General features: G+C 36.7%; 15 protein-coding genes. 10 read left to right on the forward strand and 5 right to left on the reverse strand.

Annotation, left to right across the window (positions count from 1 at the left end):
* Positions 1 to 320 precede the first annotated feature (320 nt).
* From CLV62_RS11035 to gldD, 5 genes are all read left to right on the forward strand, one after another.
* Entirely contained in the window at positions 321 to 1,064 is a 744-nt protein-coding gene (locus tag CLV62_RS11035; RefSeq protein ID WP_110310923.1) for a TPM domain-containing protein, read from the forward strand.
* 221 nt (positions 1,065 to 1,285) lie between these two features.
* A complete protein-coding gene (locus CLV62_RS11040; RefSeq protein WP_110310845.1) occupies positions 1,286 to 1,798 on the forward strand; it encodes a ferritin in 513 nt (170 codons plus the stop codon).
* Positions 1,799 to 1,949: 151 nt separating this feature from the next.
* Entirely contained in the window at positions 1,950 to 2,468 is a 519-nt protein-coding gene (locus tag CLV62_RS11045; protein ID WP_110310846.1) for a mechanosensitive ion channel family protein, read from the forward strand.
* A 190-nt stretch (positions 2,469 to 2,658) separates the two neighbouring features.
* Positions 2,659 to 3,138, forward strand: a complete 480-nt coding sequence (locus CLV62_RS11050) for a single-stranded DNA-binding protein (protein WP_110310847.1) — start codon at positions 2,659 to 2,661, stop codon at positions 3,136 to 3,138.
* A gap of 160 nt (positions 3,139 to 3,298) precedes the next feature.
* Entirely contained in the window at positions 3,299 to 3,892 is a 594-nt protein-coding gene (gene gldD, locus CLV62_RS11055) for a gliding motility lipoprotein GldD (protein WP_110310848.1), read from the forward strand.
* A 175-nt stretch (positions 3,893 to 4,067) separates the two neighbouring features.
* Here gldD and CLV62_RS11060 read toward each other — a convergent pair whose 3' ends face one another.
* On the reverse strand, positions 4,068 to 4,703 hold the full coding sequence (locus CLV62_RS11060) for an ExbD/TolR family protein (protein WP_110310849.1): 636 nt from the start codon (positions 4,701 to 4,703) through the stop codon (positions 4,068 to 4,070).
* A 585-nt stretch (positions 4,704 to 5,288) separates the two neighbouring features.
* Between CLV62_RS11060 and CLV62_RS11065 the strand changes: the two genes are divergently transcribed.
* Positions 5,289 to 7,070: a biotin/lipoyl-containing protein gene (locus tag CLV62_RS11065; protein WP_110310850.1), complete on the forward strand. Its 1,782-nt coding sequence runs from the start codon at positions 5,289 to 5,291 to the stop codon at positions 7,068 to 7,070.
* 280 nt (positions 7,071 to 7,350) lie between these two features.
* Positions 7,351 to 8,832 carry a proline--tRNA ligase gene (gene proS, locus CLV62_RS11070; RefSeq protein WP_110310851.1) on the forward strand — a complete coding sequence of 494 codons (1,482 nt, stop codon included), beginning with the start codon at positions 7,351 to 7,353 and terminating at the stop codon, positions 8,830 to 8,832.
* A 102-nt stretch (positions 8,833 to 8,934) separates the two neighbouring features.
* On the opposite strand, the gene CLV62_RS11075 is transcribed toward proS, so the two are convergent.
* The 3 genes from CLV62_RS11075 to ilvA all read right to left on the reverse strand — a co-directional run bounded on the left by CLV62_RS11075 (position 8,935) and on the right by ilvA (position 12,907).
* The gene (locus CLV62_RS11075) at positions 8,935 to 10,158 is read right to left on the reverse strand and encodes a GNAT family N-acetyltransferase (RefSeq protein ID WP_110310852.1); all 1,224 of its coding nucleotides are present in this window, start codon (positions 10,156 to 10,158) and stop codon (positions 8,935 to 8,937) included.
* Between the two features lie 173 nt (positions 10,159 to 10,331).
* Positions 10,332 to 11,204, reverse strand: coding sequence for an endonuclease/exonuclease/phosphatase family protein (locus tag CLV62_RS11080; protein ID WP_110310853.1), 873 nt, complete (start codon positions 11,202 to 11,204; stop codon positions 10,332 to 10,334).
* Positions 11,205 to 11,644: 440 nt separating this feature from the next.
* A complete protein-coding gene (gene ilvA, locus CLV62_RS11085) occupies positions 11,645 to 12,907 on the reverse strand; it encodes a threonine ammonia-lyase IlvA (protein WP_110310854.1) in 1,263 nt (420 codons plus the stop codon).
* Between the two features lie 395 nt (positions 12,908 to 13,302).
* On the opposite strand from ilvA, the gene CLV62_RS11090 reads away from it, so the two are divergent.
* The 3 genes from CLV62_RS11090 (at position 13,303) to CLV62_RS11100 (ending at position 16,847) form a co-directional block, all read left to right on the forward strand.
* Entirely contained in the window at positions 13,303 to 14,367 is a 1,065-nt protein-coding gene (locus tag CLV62_RS11090; RefSeq protein WP_110310855.1) for a hypothetical protein, read from the forward strand.
* Between the two features lie 111 nt (positions 14,368 to 14,478).
* Positions 14,479 to 15,546 (forward strand): tol-pal system YbgF family protein, encoded by a 1,068-nt coding sequence (locus CLV62_RS11095; RefSeq protein WP_110310856.1) that lies wholly within the window; start codon positions 14,479 to 14,481, stop codon positions 15,544 to 15,546.
* 32 nt (positions 15,547 to 15,578) lie between these two features.
* A complete protein-coding gene (locus CLV62_RS11100; protein ID WP_110310857.1) occupies positions 15,579 to 16,847 on the forward strand; it encodes a replication-associated recombination protein A in 1,269 nt (422 codons plus the stop codon).
* 61 nt (positions 16,848 to 16,908) lie between these two features.
* On the opposite strand, the gene CLV62_RS11105 is transcribed toward CLV62_RS11100, so the two are convergent.
* Positions 16,909 to 18,468: an NAD(P)/FAD-dependent oxidoreductase gene (locus CLV62_RS11105; RefSeq protein WP_110310858.1), complete on the reverse strand. Its 1,560-nt coding sequence runs from the start codon at positions 18,466 to 18,468 to the stop codon at positions 16,909 to 16,911.
* Positions 18,469 to 18,562: the final 94 nt, after the last annotated feature.

Below are 18,562 nucleotides of genomic sequence, written 5' to 3' on the forward strand. Positions count from 1 at the left end.
TCTTTAAGTATGGACTAGACAATATAGCACAATGGTTGTTAAACCCTTATTGTCAGATAAATACAAATCCTATAAAATTTTTGTCATGTACTTAGACTTTTGTCACCTTTTAAAACCTTATCAACTGATTTACAATAATTTAAGGAATAATCAAAAGTGACATTTTTCTGTTATTTACTGTTTACTTTTGTTACCTGAATTGTTTATTGTAACTCTTGTAATTTCCCTAAAGAGGGAAAAGACCCTCTTCTTTTATGGGGAGAGAGGCTTTAAATGTAACAAATTACGTCATTAGTAAATCGACCTCAAAATATAACGGTATGAATTCTTTATATAAGTTGTTATTAGTATTATCGGTAATGATCAGCGGATTTGCCAATGCACAGAATCTACCCAAACCAATGTCACCACCACGTCTGGTAAATGATTTTGCGGGTATTTTCAATGAGCAGGAACGCAACGATCTGGAACAGATGCTAATTGCATACAACGATACTACATCGACTCAGATCTATGTAGTAACCGTAAAAGATCTGGAAGGATATGATGTCTCAGATTATGCTTTCCGCCTAGGAGAGAAATGGGGAATCGGGCAAAAAGGAAAAGATAACGGAGCAGTTATTCTAATCAAACCCAAGGTAGGGAATGAGAGAGGAAGGGTATTTATTGCTACAGGCTATGGACTTGAGGAAAAACTCAATGATGCCAGAGTCGGTCGTATTATTGATAAAGAGATGCTACCCTACTTCCAGCAAAATGATTATTATACAGGCACTAAAAATGCGATTGGAGCTATGATCGGATATTTATCGGGACAGTTTCAAGCTGATGAAGATGCTAATGAGTTAACTGCCGGAGATATTATAGTAAGTATACTTCTTGTCTTACTATTCCTCTACTTTATAAGAAGAGCAAATAAGAATAATAAAGGAAACGGATCAAGAGGCGGAGGTTTTTTCCCTCCAATCATAGGAGGTGGTTTTGGTGGCGGATCGAGAGGAGGAGGCTTCGGAGGCGGTGGTGGCGGTCGTTTCGGCGGAGGTGGAGCAGGACGTAGTTGGTAATAGATTTTTTCTATACAATATCGCCTGCACAAAGAGATTCAAAACAAGCAAGGTCTGTTCAAAATAACCTATCTTTGTAATAGTCACAGTCATTTAAGGTCTAAGACCTTTTTATTGCTTTGGTAAGAACAACAGCTATAGCATGTTATATTTCGAAAGTACATCATTAAATACTTTCATTTATTTAAACAAATTATTATTAACTATAAAATAAAGTCATTATGGTAAGTAAGAAAGTCGAAGACGCATTAAACAAACAAATTAATGCAGAATTTTGGTCAGGATATTTATATCTATCCATGTCAGCTCATTTTGCGAAAGAAGGTAAGAACGGATTTGCAAACTGGTTCAAAGTACAAGCTTTGGAAGAGAACGATCATGCAATGAAAATCTTCAATTATATCCTGGCTCGTGGTGGGCAGGCAGTTATCAGTCCCATAAAAGAGGTACCTCACAATTGGGCTTCTCCTTTAGACGCATTCAAAGCCGCTTTAGCTCACGAAAAACAAGTAACAGCTATGATTGACAATATTGTTACTTTGACAAACGAGGAAAAAGATTATGCAACTTTATCTATGTTACAATGGTTTGTAGATGAGCAGGTAGAAGAAGAAGCTACAGCTCAGGATTTGGTTGACAGCTTAGAAATGATCAAGGATAACGGATTTGGTATCTATACTTTAGACAGAGAGTTGAAAAGTAGAAAATATACTCCACTTGCAAGCAACGATTAAGAAATAAAATCGATAAAAACACTGAAAGGGATGGATTGAAGAATCTGTCCTTTTCCTTTTCAATAAAAAATATTTGTTTAGCAAATTAGTTATTACTATATTTCAGAGTAACGGCCAGCAGTTAAGTTTATTACTTACCCTATAATAAAATATGGAACGATATATTGTACAGATAATAGCAACGGTAATTTTAGTAATATCTATACCTATCATAAAGTATGTAGTAAGAAGACTAATCATAAAATATGCAACATTCAGTAGAAAAATAGAAGCTCGAACAAAACAGGTTGTCAGAGTTTTCAATATCATGATCAATGTAATGTTCGGAATCTGCTTTGTGATTATATGGGGAGTTGATCCTCGTAATCTATTAGTTGCCTTATCTTCTATATTTGCGGTAATAGGGGTTGCTATGTTTGCTCAATGGTCGTTATTAAGCAATATTACTGCGGGTATTATAATCTTTTTCACCTCTACCTTTAGAGTTGGCGATCATATTCGCATCCTGGACAAAGATATGCCTGTGGACGCTATAGTAGAAGATATATTATCTTTTCATACTCTATTGAAAACTCTTGACGGTGAAATTATTTCATATCCGAATTCTCTTTTCTTTCAGAAAGGAATATCCATTATTCACATTAGTAAATGGGAAGACATAGAAGAATAAGGTCTCAGACCTTTTTATCACTTTAGCAAGCATAAACACAATCGGGGGCATAACTTGCAATCATAGTTATAATTAGATGGGCAATAAAAAGGTCTACGACCTTATTTGCTTCAGCAAAAAATATTATATTTGTCTCTCAGTAGAATAACAAGTCAATTTAAAAGTTCTTACAATATAAAACCAATAAGAGATGTCAGTAAATAAAGTTATATTAATAGGCAATGTAGGGAAAGATCCTGATATCAGATATTTTGATAATGGTAGCGCAGTCGTAAACTTTCCGTTGGCAACTACCGAGCGTGGCTATACTGCGGCAAACGGTACACAGATTCCCGATCGTACAGAATGGCACAATGTTGTTTGCTGGAGGGGCCTGGCTAAGGTTGCCGAACAATTTGTAAAAAAAGGTACTCAACTGTTTGTTGAAGGAAAAATCCGTACTCGCTCTTATGACGATCAGAACGGAATAAAAAGATATGTAGTAGAAATATATGCTGATAATCTGGAACTTTTAGGTAAGAAAGGCGACTTTCAATCTGAAGGAAATACAAGCGGAGGATATGGACAACAACAATCTTCTTCTCCTGCTTCAACAACATCTCAATATCAATCCCCTGCCTCATCTACATCAACCGCATCAACTGACGAAGCAGATGATTTACCTTTTTAATAACTGGGAAATATATCAAAAAGGTCATAAACCTCAATTTTATCTCAATTAAATATAACATAAATAAATGCAGATCTATATTCCATTATATCTGCATTTGTTATATATAAACAATCTTAAATATTCAATGCTGCATCATTCATATAAAGCTTCTTAGCATATGACACTAGTCAAAAACCCCTATAAATATTTTATTCTTATTACATTATACCTGCTGCTATTTAGCACTGGCTGTAATGAATATACTCCTAAGCCTAAAGGATATAATCGTATAGATAATATAGAGAGTGGATATATCGAATATAATTTCCAGAAATTCTCATTTAAGTATTCTGATGCTGTCCGTATTGATACACTTCAATCAAAAGAAAAAGGAGAGGTTTGGTTCAATATTGTTTATCCTCAATATAATGCTATAGTTTATTGTACTTATTTGCCTATTTCAAAAGTCACCTTACCTAAAATACTGGAAGATAGCCATCGTTTAGCATATAACCACGCATTGAAAGCAGATGCCATAGACCAACTAATATACAAAAATGAAGATCTGAATGTATCGGGAACATTATATTATATAGCCGGAAATGTAGCAACTCCCGCTCAATTTTATCTTACTGATAGTATCAGCCATTTTTTTAGAGGTTCGTTCTATTATAATGAAAAAGCAGATATGGACTCTGTAGCACCTATTACTGATTTTGTAATAAAAGATATTCAGGAAATGATAAACACATTTAGCTGGAATAATAAATAATTTTACTATTTATCCGAGTATAATCAAAACTAATTAAAAAGGTAAAGCAGAGCAGTAAATTATTCTGAATCACTAAAACCTATCTCCATAAAAAGAATGAAAGCCGTAAATCAGCGTAGTTTCTGTTTTACGGCGTTTCAATCAAAAGTAGTAATAAAAGAGGGTTGTTTGATATTTATCTCGCTTGTGTTAAGCTAAAGTTGTTGAAATTTTCGATTAAATAATTGTCTCCTTTCTCCACATCTACTATAGCATATTTTGCAACGCTACATATTTGCATTTCGTCCAGAGTTTTCACCAAGTTATTATAGGTTGAACTATTGGTTGGCTTTACAATTACAGTTATACTTTCTCTCGATTTCTTAAGTTCAGACAATTGATTCTTGAACTGTTCTTCTGAAATCTCTTTTTTATATTTTTTACTTTTCAGATCTGTAACTTGCTGATTCAGATCACTATTTCTTTCCAAAAGAACGTTTCTAAGTCCATCTTCCGATAGATCTGTTTTTTGTAAGAAATTCGGATTGTCATATTTTGCTTTTCCCCAATAATAAAATATCTGGTCATTCTCACTCAAGAGTAATGTAACCGTTTTAGATTCTGGGGTTTCGGGACCAGGCTCCGTTGATTTTGCTGGCATTACTATATCCATCACCTGAGGTGCGGAAAGTGTTGTACACAACATAAAGAACGTTATCAACAGCATATTCATATCCACCATCGGGGTGAAATCAACACGAAGATTCATTTTTGTAGGTTGCCCCTTCTTCTTTTTGCCTCCATTATCGGAGCTTGTATTCATTTCAGCCATGACGGTAAGAATTAAAGTTGTTTATAATTCGCTTGTCTACATTATAGAGTAAAATAGGATTAGAATTCCATAAATGAAGTGAAGAAAAAACGGAGAAAAAAGCGAAAAAAGAATTTATTTTCAATTAAGTCATTATAGCGTAATGAATTATATAGATATAAAAAATATACCGGAAATACGTATTTTATATATTATATGATATAAATTTATTGAAAAACAAATCATTCTGTAAGGATAAGCGTACTTAAAACGCTATAAAAAGGAATAAGAGATATAAAGGATAAAAATACAGGGTTATTATAACAATTAAATAAGATAGTAATTTAAATACATTACAGATTGAAGGTCGCAGAACTTATTTTATTGCACACTTTTGAGAGATAAGTGCAGTTTTAAAAAATATCGTAATTATTTATGTCAAATTGATAATTTTAATAACTTTTTTTTTCGTCTTAATTGAAATGAAAGCTCTAAATTTGTATACCCTTAACGAAGGTTTAATATATCAATAGAATTCACTATAATTTTAAGATCTGATTGGTCACCGAAAGCCAATTTTATCTTTGAACATTACATAAAAACACTATGGGAAGAGAAATCAAATTTAGTCTCGTTTATCGTGACATGTGGCAATCATCCGGAAAATATCAGCCACGTGTAGACCAGTTAACACAAATCGCACCGGTTATTATTGACATGGGTTGTTTTGCTCGTGTGGAGACAAATGGTGGAGCTTTCGAACAGGTAAATCTTCTTTATGGCGAAAATCCGAATACAGCTGTTCGTGACTGGACTGCTCCTTTCAACAAAGTAGGAATCCAAACACATATGTTGGAACGTGGTTTAAACGGTCTGCGTATGAATCCTGTACCAAAAGATGTACGTCGTTTGATGTTTAAAGTTAAGTGTGCACAAGGAACTAATATATCTCGTTCTTTTGATGGTTTGAATGATCCACGGAATCTTGAATTATCAGTTAAGTATGCAAAAGAAGCCGGGATGATTTCTCAAACAGCCCTTTGTATTACACATTCTCCAATTCATACAGTTGATTATTATTTAAATTTTGCCGATAAATTAGTTGACTTTGGAGCTGACGAATTTTGCTTGAAAGATATGGCCGGCGTAGGGCGTCCTGCATTTTTAGGTAAACTGACAAAAGCTCTTAAAGACAGACACCCCAATATACCTATCGAATATCATGGTCATACAGGACCCGGTTTCTCGGTAGCTTCGATGTTAGAAGTTGCCCGTGCAGGAGCTGATTATCTGGATGCTGCTATCGAGCCATTGGCTTGGGGTATGGTGCACCCTGATATTATCACATTGCAAGCTATGTTGAAGGATGCAGGATTTTCTGTGCCTGATATTAATATGAAAGCTTATATGGAAGCTCGTGCTTTGACACAATCTTTCATTGATGATTTCTTAGGATACTTTATCGACCCATCTAACAAAATAATGACATCTCTCCTTGTAGGCTGTGGTCTTCCTGGTGGTATGATGGGATCTATGATGGCCGACCTTAAAGGTATGCACTCGGCTATCAATATGGCACTTCGCAACAATGGTAAGGCAGAAGTTACATTGAATGACCTTGTGGTTCAACTATTCGACGAAGTTGCTTATATATGGCCTAAATTAGGTTATCCTCCCTTAGTAACTCCTTTCAGCCAATATGTGAAGAACATTGCTCTTATGAACATCTTCTCGATGGCACAAGGACAAGCTCGTTTTTCTAATATCGACAAAGATAGCTGGAATATGATTCTGGGCAGAACAGGTACATTGCCGGGTAAACTGGATGATGAGATTATCGAACTGGCTAAATCTAAAAATCTTGAATTCTATACAGGAAATCCTCAGGAAGAATATCCGGATGCTCTTGATACTTATCGCAAAGAGATGGATGAGAACGGTTGGGATTATGGTCAAGACGATGAGGAATTATTCGAATTGGCGATGCACGATCGTCAGTACCGCGATTACAAGTCGGGCTTAGCTAAAGAACGTTTCAACGCTGATCTGGAAAAAGCAAAAGCAGCAGCCGGAGCTCCGATTATTGTTACTCGTCCTATAGTTGAGATACCTAACTTTGATATAGAAAAGGTAACAGAAAAATATCCTGATGCTCAACCATTACAAGCTCCTGTTTCAGGACAAGTAATCTGGCAGATTGATTTAGCTGACGAGTCTACTGCTCCTGTCGTAGGAACGCCGGTTAAAGAAGGTGATATTATCGCTTTCATTCAAGCATATTATGGTATCGAAGAAGTGAAAGCTTTGAAATCGGGTAAGATTGTTCAGATCGAAACTAAACAAGGTGCTAAGGTTCAAAAGAATCAAGTACTTGCATTTATCAACTAAGATAAATTTATATCCTATACTCACATAAGTAGATAGGGTTTATATAATAGAAAAAGCAGTAGGATTTTATCTTACTGCTTTTTTTGTATTTGATAGAGTCAGTTATTGACTTGTAAAATGAATCTTTTTCTATAATACAATTGTCTTTTTTGCTAACTTTGCAAATACTTAAGGTTACAGACCTTTCTATTGCTTGGATCAGGACAGTAACCAAAGACAGTTACAGCTATGAGACTCGGCAATAAACATTCAAATTACTCAAGAAAAGTTATAATAACACATGGCAAAAGAGCTTAAAGAATTGACTCCTAGAAGTCAGGATTACAGTCAATGGTATCTTGATTTGGTACTAAAAGCAGATTTAGCAGAAAACTCTGCTGTACGTGGATGTATGGTTATTAAACCATACGGATATGCAATTTGGGAAAAAATTCAACGTCAGTTGGATGATATGTTCAAAGAAACAGGTCACGTAAATGCATATTTCCCGCTTTTCATCCCCAAATCGTTCTTAAGCAAAGAAGCCGATCACGTTGAAGGCTTTGCCAAAGAATGTGCTGTTGTAACTCACTATCGTTTAAAGAACGATCCTGACGGGAAAGGTGTAATAGTGGATCCGGAAGCGAAACTGGAAGAAGAACTTATCATCCGTCCCACATCAGAAACTATTATCTGGAATACATACCGCAATTGGATTCAATCATACCGCGACCTGCCTATATTGGTGAATCAATGGGCTAATGTGGTTCGTTGGGAAATGCGTACACGCTTATTTCTTCGTACTGCCGAGTTTCTTTGGCAAGAAGGGCACACTGCTCATGCGACAAAAGCTGAAGCAGAGGAAGAGTCTCAAAAGATGCTTGAAGTATATGGCGAATTTGCCGAAAAATATATGGCAATGCCTGTAGTAAGAGGGGTAAAATCGGCATCGGAACGTTTTGCAGGAGCTATTGACACTTATACCATTGAAGCTTTGATGCAAGATGGAAAAGCCCTTCAATCGGGTACATCTCACTTCTTGGGACAGAATTTTGCTAAAGCATTTGATGTGAAATTCACAGATAAAGAAGGTAAACAAGATTACGTTTGGGCAACCTCATGGGGTGTTTCGACTCGCTTGATCGGTGCACTTATAATGGCTCACTCAGATGATAATGGTCTGGTACTTCCTCCAAAGTTAGCACCTTTCCAAGTGGTAATCGTGCCGATTTATCGTAGCGAAGAGCAACTTGCTCAAATCAATGAGAAGGTAGCAGGAATTGTTTCTGCTTTAAAGAATTTGGGTATCAGTGTCAAGTATGATAACTCGGACAATAAAAAACCGGGATGGAAATTCTCGGAATATGAACTTAAAGGAGTGCCAATCCGTTTAGCAATGGGTGGTCGTGATCTTGAGAATAATACAATCGAGGTAGCACGCCGTGATACTTTGACTAAAGAAACTGTATCATGTGACAATCTGGATGTGTACATCAAGAATCTCTTGAATGATATCCAAGAGAACATCTATAAGAAAGCCCTTGATTTCAGAACAGCCAGCACAATCAACGTAGACTCATACGATGAATTTAAAGAGAAGATAGAAGAAGGTGGATTCTTGATGGCTCATTGGGACGGAACTCCTGAGACTGAGGAGAAAATCAAAAATGAAACCAAAGCAACCATCCGTTGTATACCTTTAGAGGGAGATAAAACTCCGGGTAAATGTATGGTTACAGGTAACCCTTCTACTCAACGAGTAGTATTTGCAAGAGCATATTAAGAAGGTCACAGACCTTTTTGTTATACCTTCAAAACATTATATAATATAAAATAAGCGAAGCTCTGTGTTAGACAAAGCTTCGCTTCGCTTATTTTATATAGGTTAGAAATAATCAGAAAAATAGGGCTGATTATCGGGTATTATTTGTTCGAGTATTTCCAGAGTATCACTTTCAGCTTTAATACGTTCAATCTTATTCAAATACGAAGGGCTACGATAAGACATAAGCATAGTCGTTAATGTCTGAATATCTAAATAGACTGCCTTACCTACCGTTTCATTTGTAGAACAGAGCTTTCCTTCGTCATTTTTCACAAGACCGAATACTCCATTATTCCATTCGGCAATAGAGTCAGAAACTACGAAATGAAAAGGCTTGAATATATCTGATTCTTTAAACGGAAAATTATTCAAGAACTCAGTTACATCAACTATCCTAGCCATATAATAAGGCTCTATGGTCTCTTTGATCTGTCCGTCATCCAAAAGGAAATGAAGAGGATCATTCTTGTAAATATTGCCCTGTACCTCATCCACCATCGAATAATGAGCATAGACGAAATTCCAAAGACCTACCCTAGCCTCTTGATTTAGGTAAATAATATCTTTGATATGAAATATATCTTCTTCGATCCAGTATAAAATATATCCCTGAGGAACATCGTCTTTATCATAATAAACAGCGGCCGTCCGTTCATCTTCGTTTTCCCATCTCCAATACTCTTCCCATTCTTGTTTACCACGAATTAAAGCCCCATGGTTGTTTCTTGCAAATTTATCATAAACGGCAATCACATCCTTATCGGTAACGGGAAGTCTTTCCGCAAAACCTTTTACTCCGACATTTTTGGGTATCTGGCTATCTTTTATTGTGAAAGTCAAATGGTCTGACATTATCTCCCATCCCTTACGGCGATAATAGGGTATTGAATAAGGATAAAGATAAGATATCCATTGCCCCTTATCCTTCATTATTTGTAATCCCGATTTTATTAAATCGTTCATCAAACCCAGATTAGCATATTCAGGATAGGTACCTACACCTGTTACTCCTCCCATTGAGAATATTTTGCCATGAATATTTACCTGACAAGGATAAATACATAATTGGGAAATCAGCTGGTCTTCGTTGAACCAACCGATCACCTCTGCATTTTTCAGTATCGGGCGCTTGGACTTTACAATTTCACCGTCCTCATACCCGCTTTGCTGAATGTCGCTATTGGTTACCTGAAATACATACCGTAATAATTCATTAAACTGGTCTATATATTCTAATCCAAAAGGTTTTAATGTTAATCGCTCTCTTATTTTATTCCTTTCCATAACCAGAATTATGATATTTTTCTAAAGGTATTAAATCTTCTTATTTAACGGGATACAGACAGAATTGTTTATAATAATTTATAATAACAAAAGGAGGCGTTTTTATTACCTCCTTATTATTTCATTTGAGAAATTCTTTTTTATTTAGTATTCAGCTCTTCCATTTAACCGCCTCACTTTACCCACTCCGCATTTACCAAAACAGGAAAGTGATCCGATGGAAATTTACCGATGTTATAAGTATCGGTCAACATACCCCATCTGTTTGTTTTAAAATGCTTACTGAAATAGATATGATCCAATATTTCGTTATTGCTTATAATGCTTCTGTCCAAATCATCCAACTGACCAAGAGGCTTACCCCATGCGTTATATGATGAATTGTTTGCATATGGTTTTTCAACATCATAATAGGTATTTCTCAACACTTTAGATTCATTAATGAGTCGAGCCCACGAGCTATTCAATCCGCCATTAAGATCACCCATAAACATCACAGAATTATCACCTGCTATTTCTTTGATCTTAGCCAATACCAGCTTACTACTCTCGTTACGTGCATAATCTTTCTCATAATCGTAATGTGCACTGAATGCGAAGAATGTCTTACCCGATTCTATATCCTGCAATTCAACCCAAGTACAAATACGGTTACAACAAGGTGCGTCCCAACTTTTGGAAGGAACATCGGGAGTTGCCGATAACCAGAAATCACCCTTGTTCAATAATTTATATTTAGCTGTTTTATAGAATATAGCCGAATGCTCTCCTTGATTATTTCCATCTCTACCCTCACCGTAATAGTCATAGCCGGGTAACGCTGCTTTCATTTCTTCCAACTGATGTGGTAAAGCCTCCTGAGTTCCGAAGAAATCAAAATCGTGATACTGTACTAATTTAGCAATATACGGAGAACGATCTTGCCACATATTACCTACATCCGATGAATTATCGTTCCGAACATTATACGTTCCGACATTGAAACTTTGTGCATTCACGGCAAATGCAGTAATAAATAATACTGCACAGATAAAAATTTGTTTCATGATAAAATAAATTAAGTAAATGAAAGTATTTAATGATATACTTTCTGATTATAACAAGCTATTGCTGTTATGTTTATTAAATGCATCATTAAATAGTTGAAGTTACTTAATTATGCCAATCAGTAATGGAAACACCTACTCAACAGAGTGACAAAAGTTACAAAAAGTAAACATTTAAGGTGATAAAAGTAACGATAAATGAGTAAAAAGTGTTACTTTTTCGATTTCACTAAACCACTAATAATCAAATAACAACAATCTAAAAGGTGACAAAAGTAACAAAAGTAACACTTTTTCATACGCATTTTATTTTCTCTTATTTGTGTTACTTTTAAGAACTTTTTCTAAGAGCGTATGTAGAGGAGAGAAAAATTTCACCCGTTATTGTCATCGGGTTAAAACCTTACTATATCCTTACATATATAGATAAATAACTTTAGTTATACAATGTATTTTCCTAAGTCGCTATTCGGATCGAGCAGTGTAAAATCGAGCCCATAATTTTGCATCCGGACAATCAAATTATCATATTCTCCCACCGAATCCACTTCGATTCCTATTAATGCAGGGCCATTTTCGCGATCGTTCTTTTTCATATATTCGAAACGAACAATATCGTCATGCTCACCTAAGACTTCATTCAGAAAGTCTTTAAAGGCATTCGGACGTTGCGGAAGGCGTATAATAAAATAATGCTTCAAGCCTTCGAAAATCAAAGAACGCTCCTTAATCTCCTGCATACGGTTAATATCGTTGTTGCTTCCGCTAACAATACAAACCACATTCTTACCTTTTATCTCGTCAGCATAATGATTCAGGGCAGTAATAGCCAACGCTCCTGCAGGTTCTACAACAATTGCATCCTTATTATATAGCTTAAGAATAGTAGTACATACTTCGCCTTCCTGAACCAGACAAATATCGTCGATCACCTTATTGCAAATAGGATAAGTAATATCTCCGGCACGCTGTACAGCCGCACCATCTACAAACTTATTGATATGAGCTAATGTCACAGGATGCTTTGCTTCGAAAGCAGCTTTCATACACGGTGCTCCGGCAGGCTCTACACCTATTATCTTGGTATTAGGCGAGTGGTCTTTTATATATGCACCTACTCCGGCGCAAAGACCTCCTCCTCCAATCGGAATAAAGAGATAATCGATAGTTCCTTCCGGTATTTCTTTCAAGACTTCGAGACCTATTGTACCTTGCCCCTCTATCACCTGAGGATGATCGAAAGGAGGTATGAAAGTCATATTATGCTCTATAGTATATATCTTGGCAGCATTGGCACAATCATCAAATGTATCTCCGACTAAAATGATTTCGATATTACCATTACCAAACATTCGGGTTTGCTCGATTTTCTGCTTAGGAGTAATTTTCGGCATAAAGATAACACCTCTGACACCCATCTGATTGCAACTATAAGCAACCCCTTGTGCATGATTACCTGCGCTGGCACACACTACCCCTTTTTTCAGAAGCTCGGCATCCAGACAGCTCATCATATTATAGGCACCTCTTAATTTATAAGAACGTACCACTTGCAAATCCTCACGCTTCAAATATATATTCGAGTCGAAAGTTCGGGACAATGATAGATTTAATTCCAGTGGAGTTTTTCTGATAACCTCGCTCAATCTGATTGCAGCTTCTTCGATATGAAGATCAAATTCGTCAGTAATTTTTGATAGCATTTAATTAGTATCGTTACATTTTAAGGTCGCAGACCTTCTTATTACTTTGGCAAGTATAAATGCAGCTGATAGCTATAACCAGATAATGTTGCATTAAATACTTACTATTACTTACCTTGGCAAAGGTACTAATTAGATAGATTATATACACGAAATAAACACAGTAAATAATTTCAGGCTATTACTAATTTTATCTACAGTTTACCATCTCTAATATAAGTAAAAGAAAATATTTAATGATACATTTTAAAGGCATAACAACCTATCGCTGTTTTGCCCAGCCAAAGCAATAAATAGTTCTGCGAACTTATCAAATATCGAGATACTATAATTTATTGAATATCCTCAGATTTATTTTACCTTTGTTATTACCCAAACACTAAATAAGCTAATAGATGAATCATAATCTGGAAATACAAAAGATATTACTGAAACTGGATACATTGTCGCATCCGGAAGATAAAATAAACCTGTTAAAGCAAGCCATACAGATTGCAGATGCAAATAACGATCTGGACTGGGGTTTTGATTTGCGTCTCGATCTTATTTCTCAAGAAAAAGACACCTCTCATTGTACCGAAAGCTTTCCTGCGTTTACTTGGATACTTAGTACATACGATGCTAACCCCGAACTATTCAATGAGGATGATTTTCTTTGGGAATACAAATGGATGGCAGCAGCTGCAAGGCGTAATGTGAATATTTCACGCGAGCAGGTAGAGTCTATTATGGCTGACTTAAAAGCAAGGATGGAACGTAACGGATATACACCTCGCGGATATTATAGCGTAATGATTTATTGGAATCTATTCATTGGCGACATGCAGGAAGCCAATAAATACCTGGAACTACGTGATAATACTCCACGCGACAGAATGTCTCATTGCCCTGCCTGTGAATTAGATACAAAAGTTGAAATTGAGCTTATAGAAGGTCAGCTTGAGAAAGCTATTACTACAGCAAACGACTTAATTACAAAGAAGCTGACTTGCGGAGTTATGCCTCTTGCCACTTTTTGTAATCTGACTTATTATCTCTCTAAAGCAGATAATCCCAGAGCTGAAGAATTTTTCGCTAAAGCTGAAGAAGAAATTGCAGAGGCTGAAGAAAACGACACTTCGCTCATTTCGAATATATCCGATCTGATTTACTATCTGAATAAATTCGACAGAAACAGAGGTTGGGAATACTTCCAGAAATATGCGGATTGGGAAATCGGGGCAGAAGATTCAATCAGTTTCGACTTCTCGAAAAACATTCTGTCTCTATTGAAAGAAGATGGCGAAAAACAATTGACAATGAGTGAAAAATTACCTTATTACAAAGCCGATGGTAATTATAATATCTCTGAGTTATACGATTACTATTATCAGAAAGCAAAGAATCTGGCTCAACAATTCGACGCCCGTAACGGAACAAATTCATTCTCCAAAGCATTAGAAGAAACTATATCAATATAATTTCATTCCTCTTGTAGGGGCAGACCTATGTGTCTGCCCTAGAGATAAGGGCGAACACATAGGTTCTCCCCTACAACAAAAACAGACATTGAAATACTTATTATAAATAGAATGAATTATAATCTTGAGATACAAAAAATACTTTTAGACACCGAGAATATCAAAAATCCCGATGACCGAATCATGTTATTAAAGCAGGCAATTCATATTGCTGATGCTAATAATGATATGGATTGGGGATATGATCTCAGGATGGATTTAATTCGTAACGAACAGTTTACTGCACATTCGCGTGAGAGTTTCCCTGCATTTGCATGGATATTGAATGCTTATGATTCTGATCCCGAACTATATTCAGAAGAGGAAATTCTGAATGAGTACAAATGGATGGCGGCAGTATCATACAATAACCTGAATGTATCGCGAGTACAAATAGAAGCCATTCTTGAAGATTTCAGAAAAAGGTCTGTTGATTGTGGGATGAGCAGTCGCGAATACTACAATATAATGTCCAACTGGTCACTATTTCTGGGAAGCAAAGAAGACGCCCGCAAATATCTCGATTTAAGAGATAAAGCACCTGAAGACAGTATGACTTCATTGAGTAACGACCTTATCACAACAATATATGTTGAAATGTTTGAAGGTGATTTCGACAAGGCGATTTCTCATATTCAAGAATTTATGGCACAGCGGTCTGTTCATCAAATGAACCCGATACCTGTTTATAGTGGACTTATTTACTACTTCGGTGGTAAAATGAATGATCCGAGAGCAGCTGAATATTTCGCTGAAGCGGATAAAGAATTTTCGGAATTAGCAAATTACCCTTTTCAGTTATACGAAGTAACTTTGATGATGTACTATATGTCTAAATTTGAAAAGGAAAAAGCATGGGCATATTTCGAAAAGTATGTAAAATGGGAAATTGGAGCGGAAGATGCAATTCGTTTTGACTTTGCAACTTCAACACTTGCTTTATTTAAAGGTGGAGGCACTCGCCTTATAGAGGCTATAAGTAGTAATCAGCCTTATTATAGAGAAGATAACAGCTATGATTTGGACGATTTATACAATCACTATTACGATATTGCACTTAACTTAGCACAACAATTTGATAAACGAAACGGTAATACGCACTTTAACGAGCAGTTACAGGAAGTGCTTCAACAAATATAAGAGTAAACGAGTTTACAAGTAAACTGAAAAATATGAGTCAGCCTTTAGCAGAACGTTTGCGTCCCAGATCATTGGACGAATACATCGGTCAGAAACATTTGGTCGGCGAAGGAGCCGTATTGCGCCGGATGATCGAATCGGGGCGTGTTCCCTCATTTCTATTGTGGGGGCCTCCGGGTGTAGGTAAAACAACTCTGGCTCAAATAATAGCCAATACACTTGATACTCCTTTTTATACTCTGAGTGCTATTAATTCGGGAGTGAAGGATGTGCGTGAAGTGATCGATACAGCGAAGAAGAATACTTTCTTCAATACTACTAAAAGTCCCATTCTTTTTATTGATGAGATCCATCGTTTCAGCAAATCGCAACAAGATTCACTTCTTGGGGCTGTTGAAACAGGCGTAATTACTTTGATAGGGGCAACTACCGAAAACCCGTCTTTTGAAGTTATTCGTCCGCTTCTATCACGCTGTCAGGTTTATGTACTCAAATCTTTGGATAAAGCCGACCTTCTTGAACTGATCCAAAGAGCAGTTACGGAAGACCTTATCCTTAAAGAGAAAAATATTGATATACAAGAAACGGATGCACTCCTTAAATATTCGGGAGGGGATGCCCGAAAGCTATTAAACATACTCGATCTGGTAATATCGGCAGACGAAGGCGATACCATTATTACTGATAAGATTGTTACCGAACGTTTACAGGAAAACCCTGCTGCCTACGACAAAGGCGGTGAGATGCATTATGATATAATATCAGCTTTCATTAAATCTATTCGGGGAAGCGATCCCGATGCTGCCATATATTGGCTGGCTCGCATGGTTGCAGGAGGTGAAGATCCTAAATTCATAGCACGCCGATTGGTTATTTCTGCTGCGGAAGATGTGGGTCTGGCAAATCCGAATGCTTTGCTGTTGGCAAATGCCTGCTTCGATGCCCTTCAAAAAATAGGTTGGCCGGAAGGTCGTATTATTTTGGCAGAAACAACTGTATATCTTGCCACTTCACCCAAAAGTAATTCAGCTTATTTATCTATTGACAAGGCTTTAGCACTAGTAGAAGAATCGGGAAATTTACCTGTGCCATTACATTTGCGCAATGCTCCTACTAAATTGATGAAGGAGTTAGATTATGGAAAAGATTATCAATATGCTCATAACTTCAAAGACAACTTTATTCAACAAGATTATCTGCCTAAGGAAATAAAAAATGTTCAATTCTGGGAACCGCAGGCAAACCCTTCGGAATCGAAGATATTAGAACACCTGCGCAAATTGTGGAAGAACAGGTATTAAGCTAAAAAAGTAAAGGGCGAATAATTATTCACCCCTTACAAAATATCATATTAATTAGCAATTAGCCCTTCAAAACATTTGCCAAAGCTTCGGCACAACGCTCGCCATCCATTCCGGCAGAAACTATTCCGCCTGCATAGCCTGCACCTTCGCCACAAGGATAAAGACCTTTTATTTCGACATGCTGCATAGTTTCTCGATCACGTAAAACACGAATAGGAGACGAGGTACGACTTTCAACAGCTAACAAAACAGCCTCATTGGTCAGGTATCCTTTATAACTTGCTCCTACTTTTTGAAGTCCGTCCTGTAAGCGTTTCGAAATAAATGGAGGTAACCATTCATGCAGGTTAGAGGATACAATGCCCGGAGCATATGATGTCTTAGGTAATTCTATACTTGTTACATTATTCACAAAATCGACCATAAGCTGTGCCGGTGCAACCTGAGTTTTACCACCTGCAATCCATGCTTTTTCTTCTAAATCTTCTTGAAATTTAAGAAGCTCTAATTCGCCATATTGTTGGTATTCGGGAAAATCTCCGGGGTGTATTTCTACTACGATTCCCGAATTTGACCATTTTGATCCCCGATTAGAAGGTGACATGCCATTTACCACTAACTGACGATCGCCACTAGCAGAAGCCACAACAATCCCTCCCGGACACATGCAGAAAGAATATACTCCTCTGTCACCTGATTGAACCGCAAAACTATACTCTGCGGTAGGGAGATATTCACCTCTCCCCTCGGGATTATGATATTGTATCTGGTCAATCAAATGCACAGGATGTTCCACACGGACACCTACTGCCAAACCTTTGGCTTCTATCTTTACCTTTTTATCATGAAGCATGTAATACACATCTCTTGCCGAGTGACCTGTTGCCAATATTACATACCCTTCAAATATCTTACCTGTATTTGTCTTAATACCTTTTACCTCATTATCCTCGATGATTAGCTCATCCATACGGGTTTCGAAATGTACTTCTCCACCTGCTGAAATTATTTGCTCACGCATTTTTTGAATAATTGCAGGTAATTTATCAGTACCGATGTGCGGATGCGCATCAATCAGAATATCGGTAGTTGCTCCATGCTGGCAAAATACATTCAATATTTTATCTGCATTTCCACGTTTTTTACTTCGGGTATATAATTTCCCATCCGAATAAGCTCCTGCACCACCTTCTCCAAAACAATAATTAGAGTCACCATTAACAATATGTTCTCTATTAATGGTAGCCAGGTCTTTTTTACGTTCTCTTACCGATTTACCCCTTTCCACCACAATAGGGCGAATTCCCAATTCAATCAATCGCAGAGCTGCAAATAATCCACCGGGACCTGCTCCAACTACTATCGCCTGAGCAGACTTACTGACATCGGGATAATCCGTTTTTTCGAAAAACACATCAGGCTGAGATTCTCCTATATACAAGCGAACTCTCAGATTAATGAAAATATTGCGCTGACGGGCATCGATCGAACGCTTCATTATGCGTACATCTGTAATCTCTATCATTTTGGTATTGGTTTGGTCGGCTGCAATACCTTTAACGAGATTAATATCTGCGGCTTGATCGGGGCTTACTCTTAAATCTATATCTTTTTGCATAAAAACTCATTCTTTGATGACAAAGATAAACGAAAATAAAATAGTTTACTCTCTTAATAAATTATCTCTATCAAAAAAATGTAAAAAACAGCCG

Origin of the sequence: Indolivaga alginatilytica (assembly GCF_003201355.1) — a bacterium.
GTDB lineage: Bacteria > Bacteroidota > Bacteroidia > Bacteroidales > Dysgonomonadaceae > Dysgonomonas_A > Dysgonomonas_A alginatilytica.

Bases quoted from the DNA above. Each gene is read 5' to 3' on its own strand.
- CLV62_RS11035 (WP_110310923.1), top strand. From the start codon at position 321: ATGAATTCTTTATATAAGTTGTTATTAGTATTATCGGTAATGATCAGC.
- CLV62_RS11040 (WP_110310845.1), top strand. From the start codon at position 1,286: ATGGTAAGTAAGAAAGTCGAAGACGCATTAAACAAACAAATTAATGCA.
- CLV62_RS11045 (WP_110310846.1), top strand. From the start codon at position 1,950: ATGGAACGATATATTGTACAGATAATAGCAACGGTAATTTTAGTAATA.
- CLV62_RS11050 (WP_110310847.1), top strand. From the start codon at position 2,659: ATGTCAGTAAATAAAGTTATATTAATAGGCAATGTAGGGAAAGATCCT.
- gldD (WP_110310848.1), top strand. From the start codon at position 3,299: ATGACACTAGTCAAAAACCCCTATAAATATTTTATTCTTATTACATTA.
- CLV62_RS11060 (WP_110310849.1), bottom strand. From the start codon at position 4,703: ATGGCTGAAATGAATACAAGCTCCGATAATGGAGGCAAAAAGAAGAAG.
- CLV62_RS11065 (WP_110310850.1), top strand. From the start codon at position 5,289: ATGGGAAGAGAAATCAAATTTAGTCTCGTTTATCGTGACATGTGGCAA.
- proS (WP_110310851.1), top strand. From the start codon at position 7,351: ATGGCAAAAGAGCTTAAAGAATTGACTCCTAGAAGTCAGGATTACAGT.
- CLV62_RS11075 (WP_110310852.1), bottom strand. From the start codon at position 10,158: ATGGAAAGGAATAAAATAAGAGAGCGATTAACATTAAAACCTTTTGGA.
- CLV62_RS11080 (WP_110310853.1), bottom strand. From the start codon at position 11,204: ATGAAACAAATTTTTATCTGTGCAGTATTATTTATTACTGCATTTGCC.
- ilvA (WP_110310854.1), bottom strand. From the start codon at position 12,907: ATGCTATCAAAAATTACTGACGAATTTGATCTTCATATCGAAGAAGCT.
- CLV62_RS11090 (WP_110310855.1), top strand. From the start codon at position 13,303: ATGAATCATAATCTGGAAATACAAAAGATATTACTGAAACTGGATACA.
- CLV62_RS11095 (WP_110310856.1), top strand. From the start codon at position 14,479: ATGAATTATAATCTTGAGATACAAAAAATACTTTTAGACACCGAGAAT.
- CLV62_RS11100 (WP_110310857.1), top strand. From the start codon at position 15,579: ATGAGTCAGCCTTTAGCAGAACGTTTGCGTCCCAGATCATTGGACGAA.
- CLV62_RS11105 (WP_110310858.1), bottom strand. From the start codon at position 18,468: ATGCAAAAAGATATAGATTTAAGAGTAAGCCCCGATCAAGCCGCAGAT.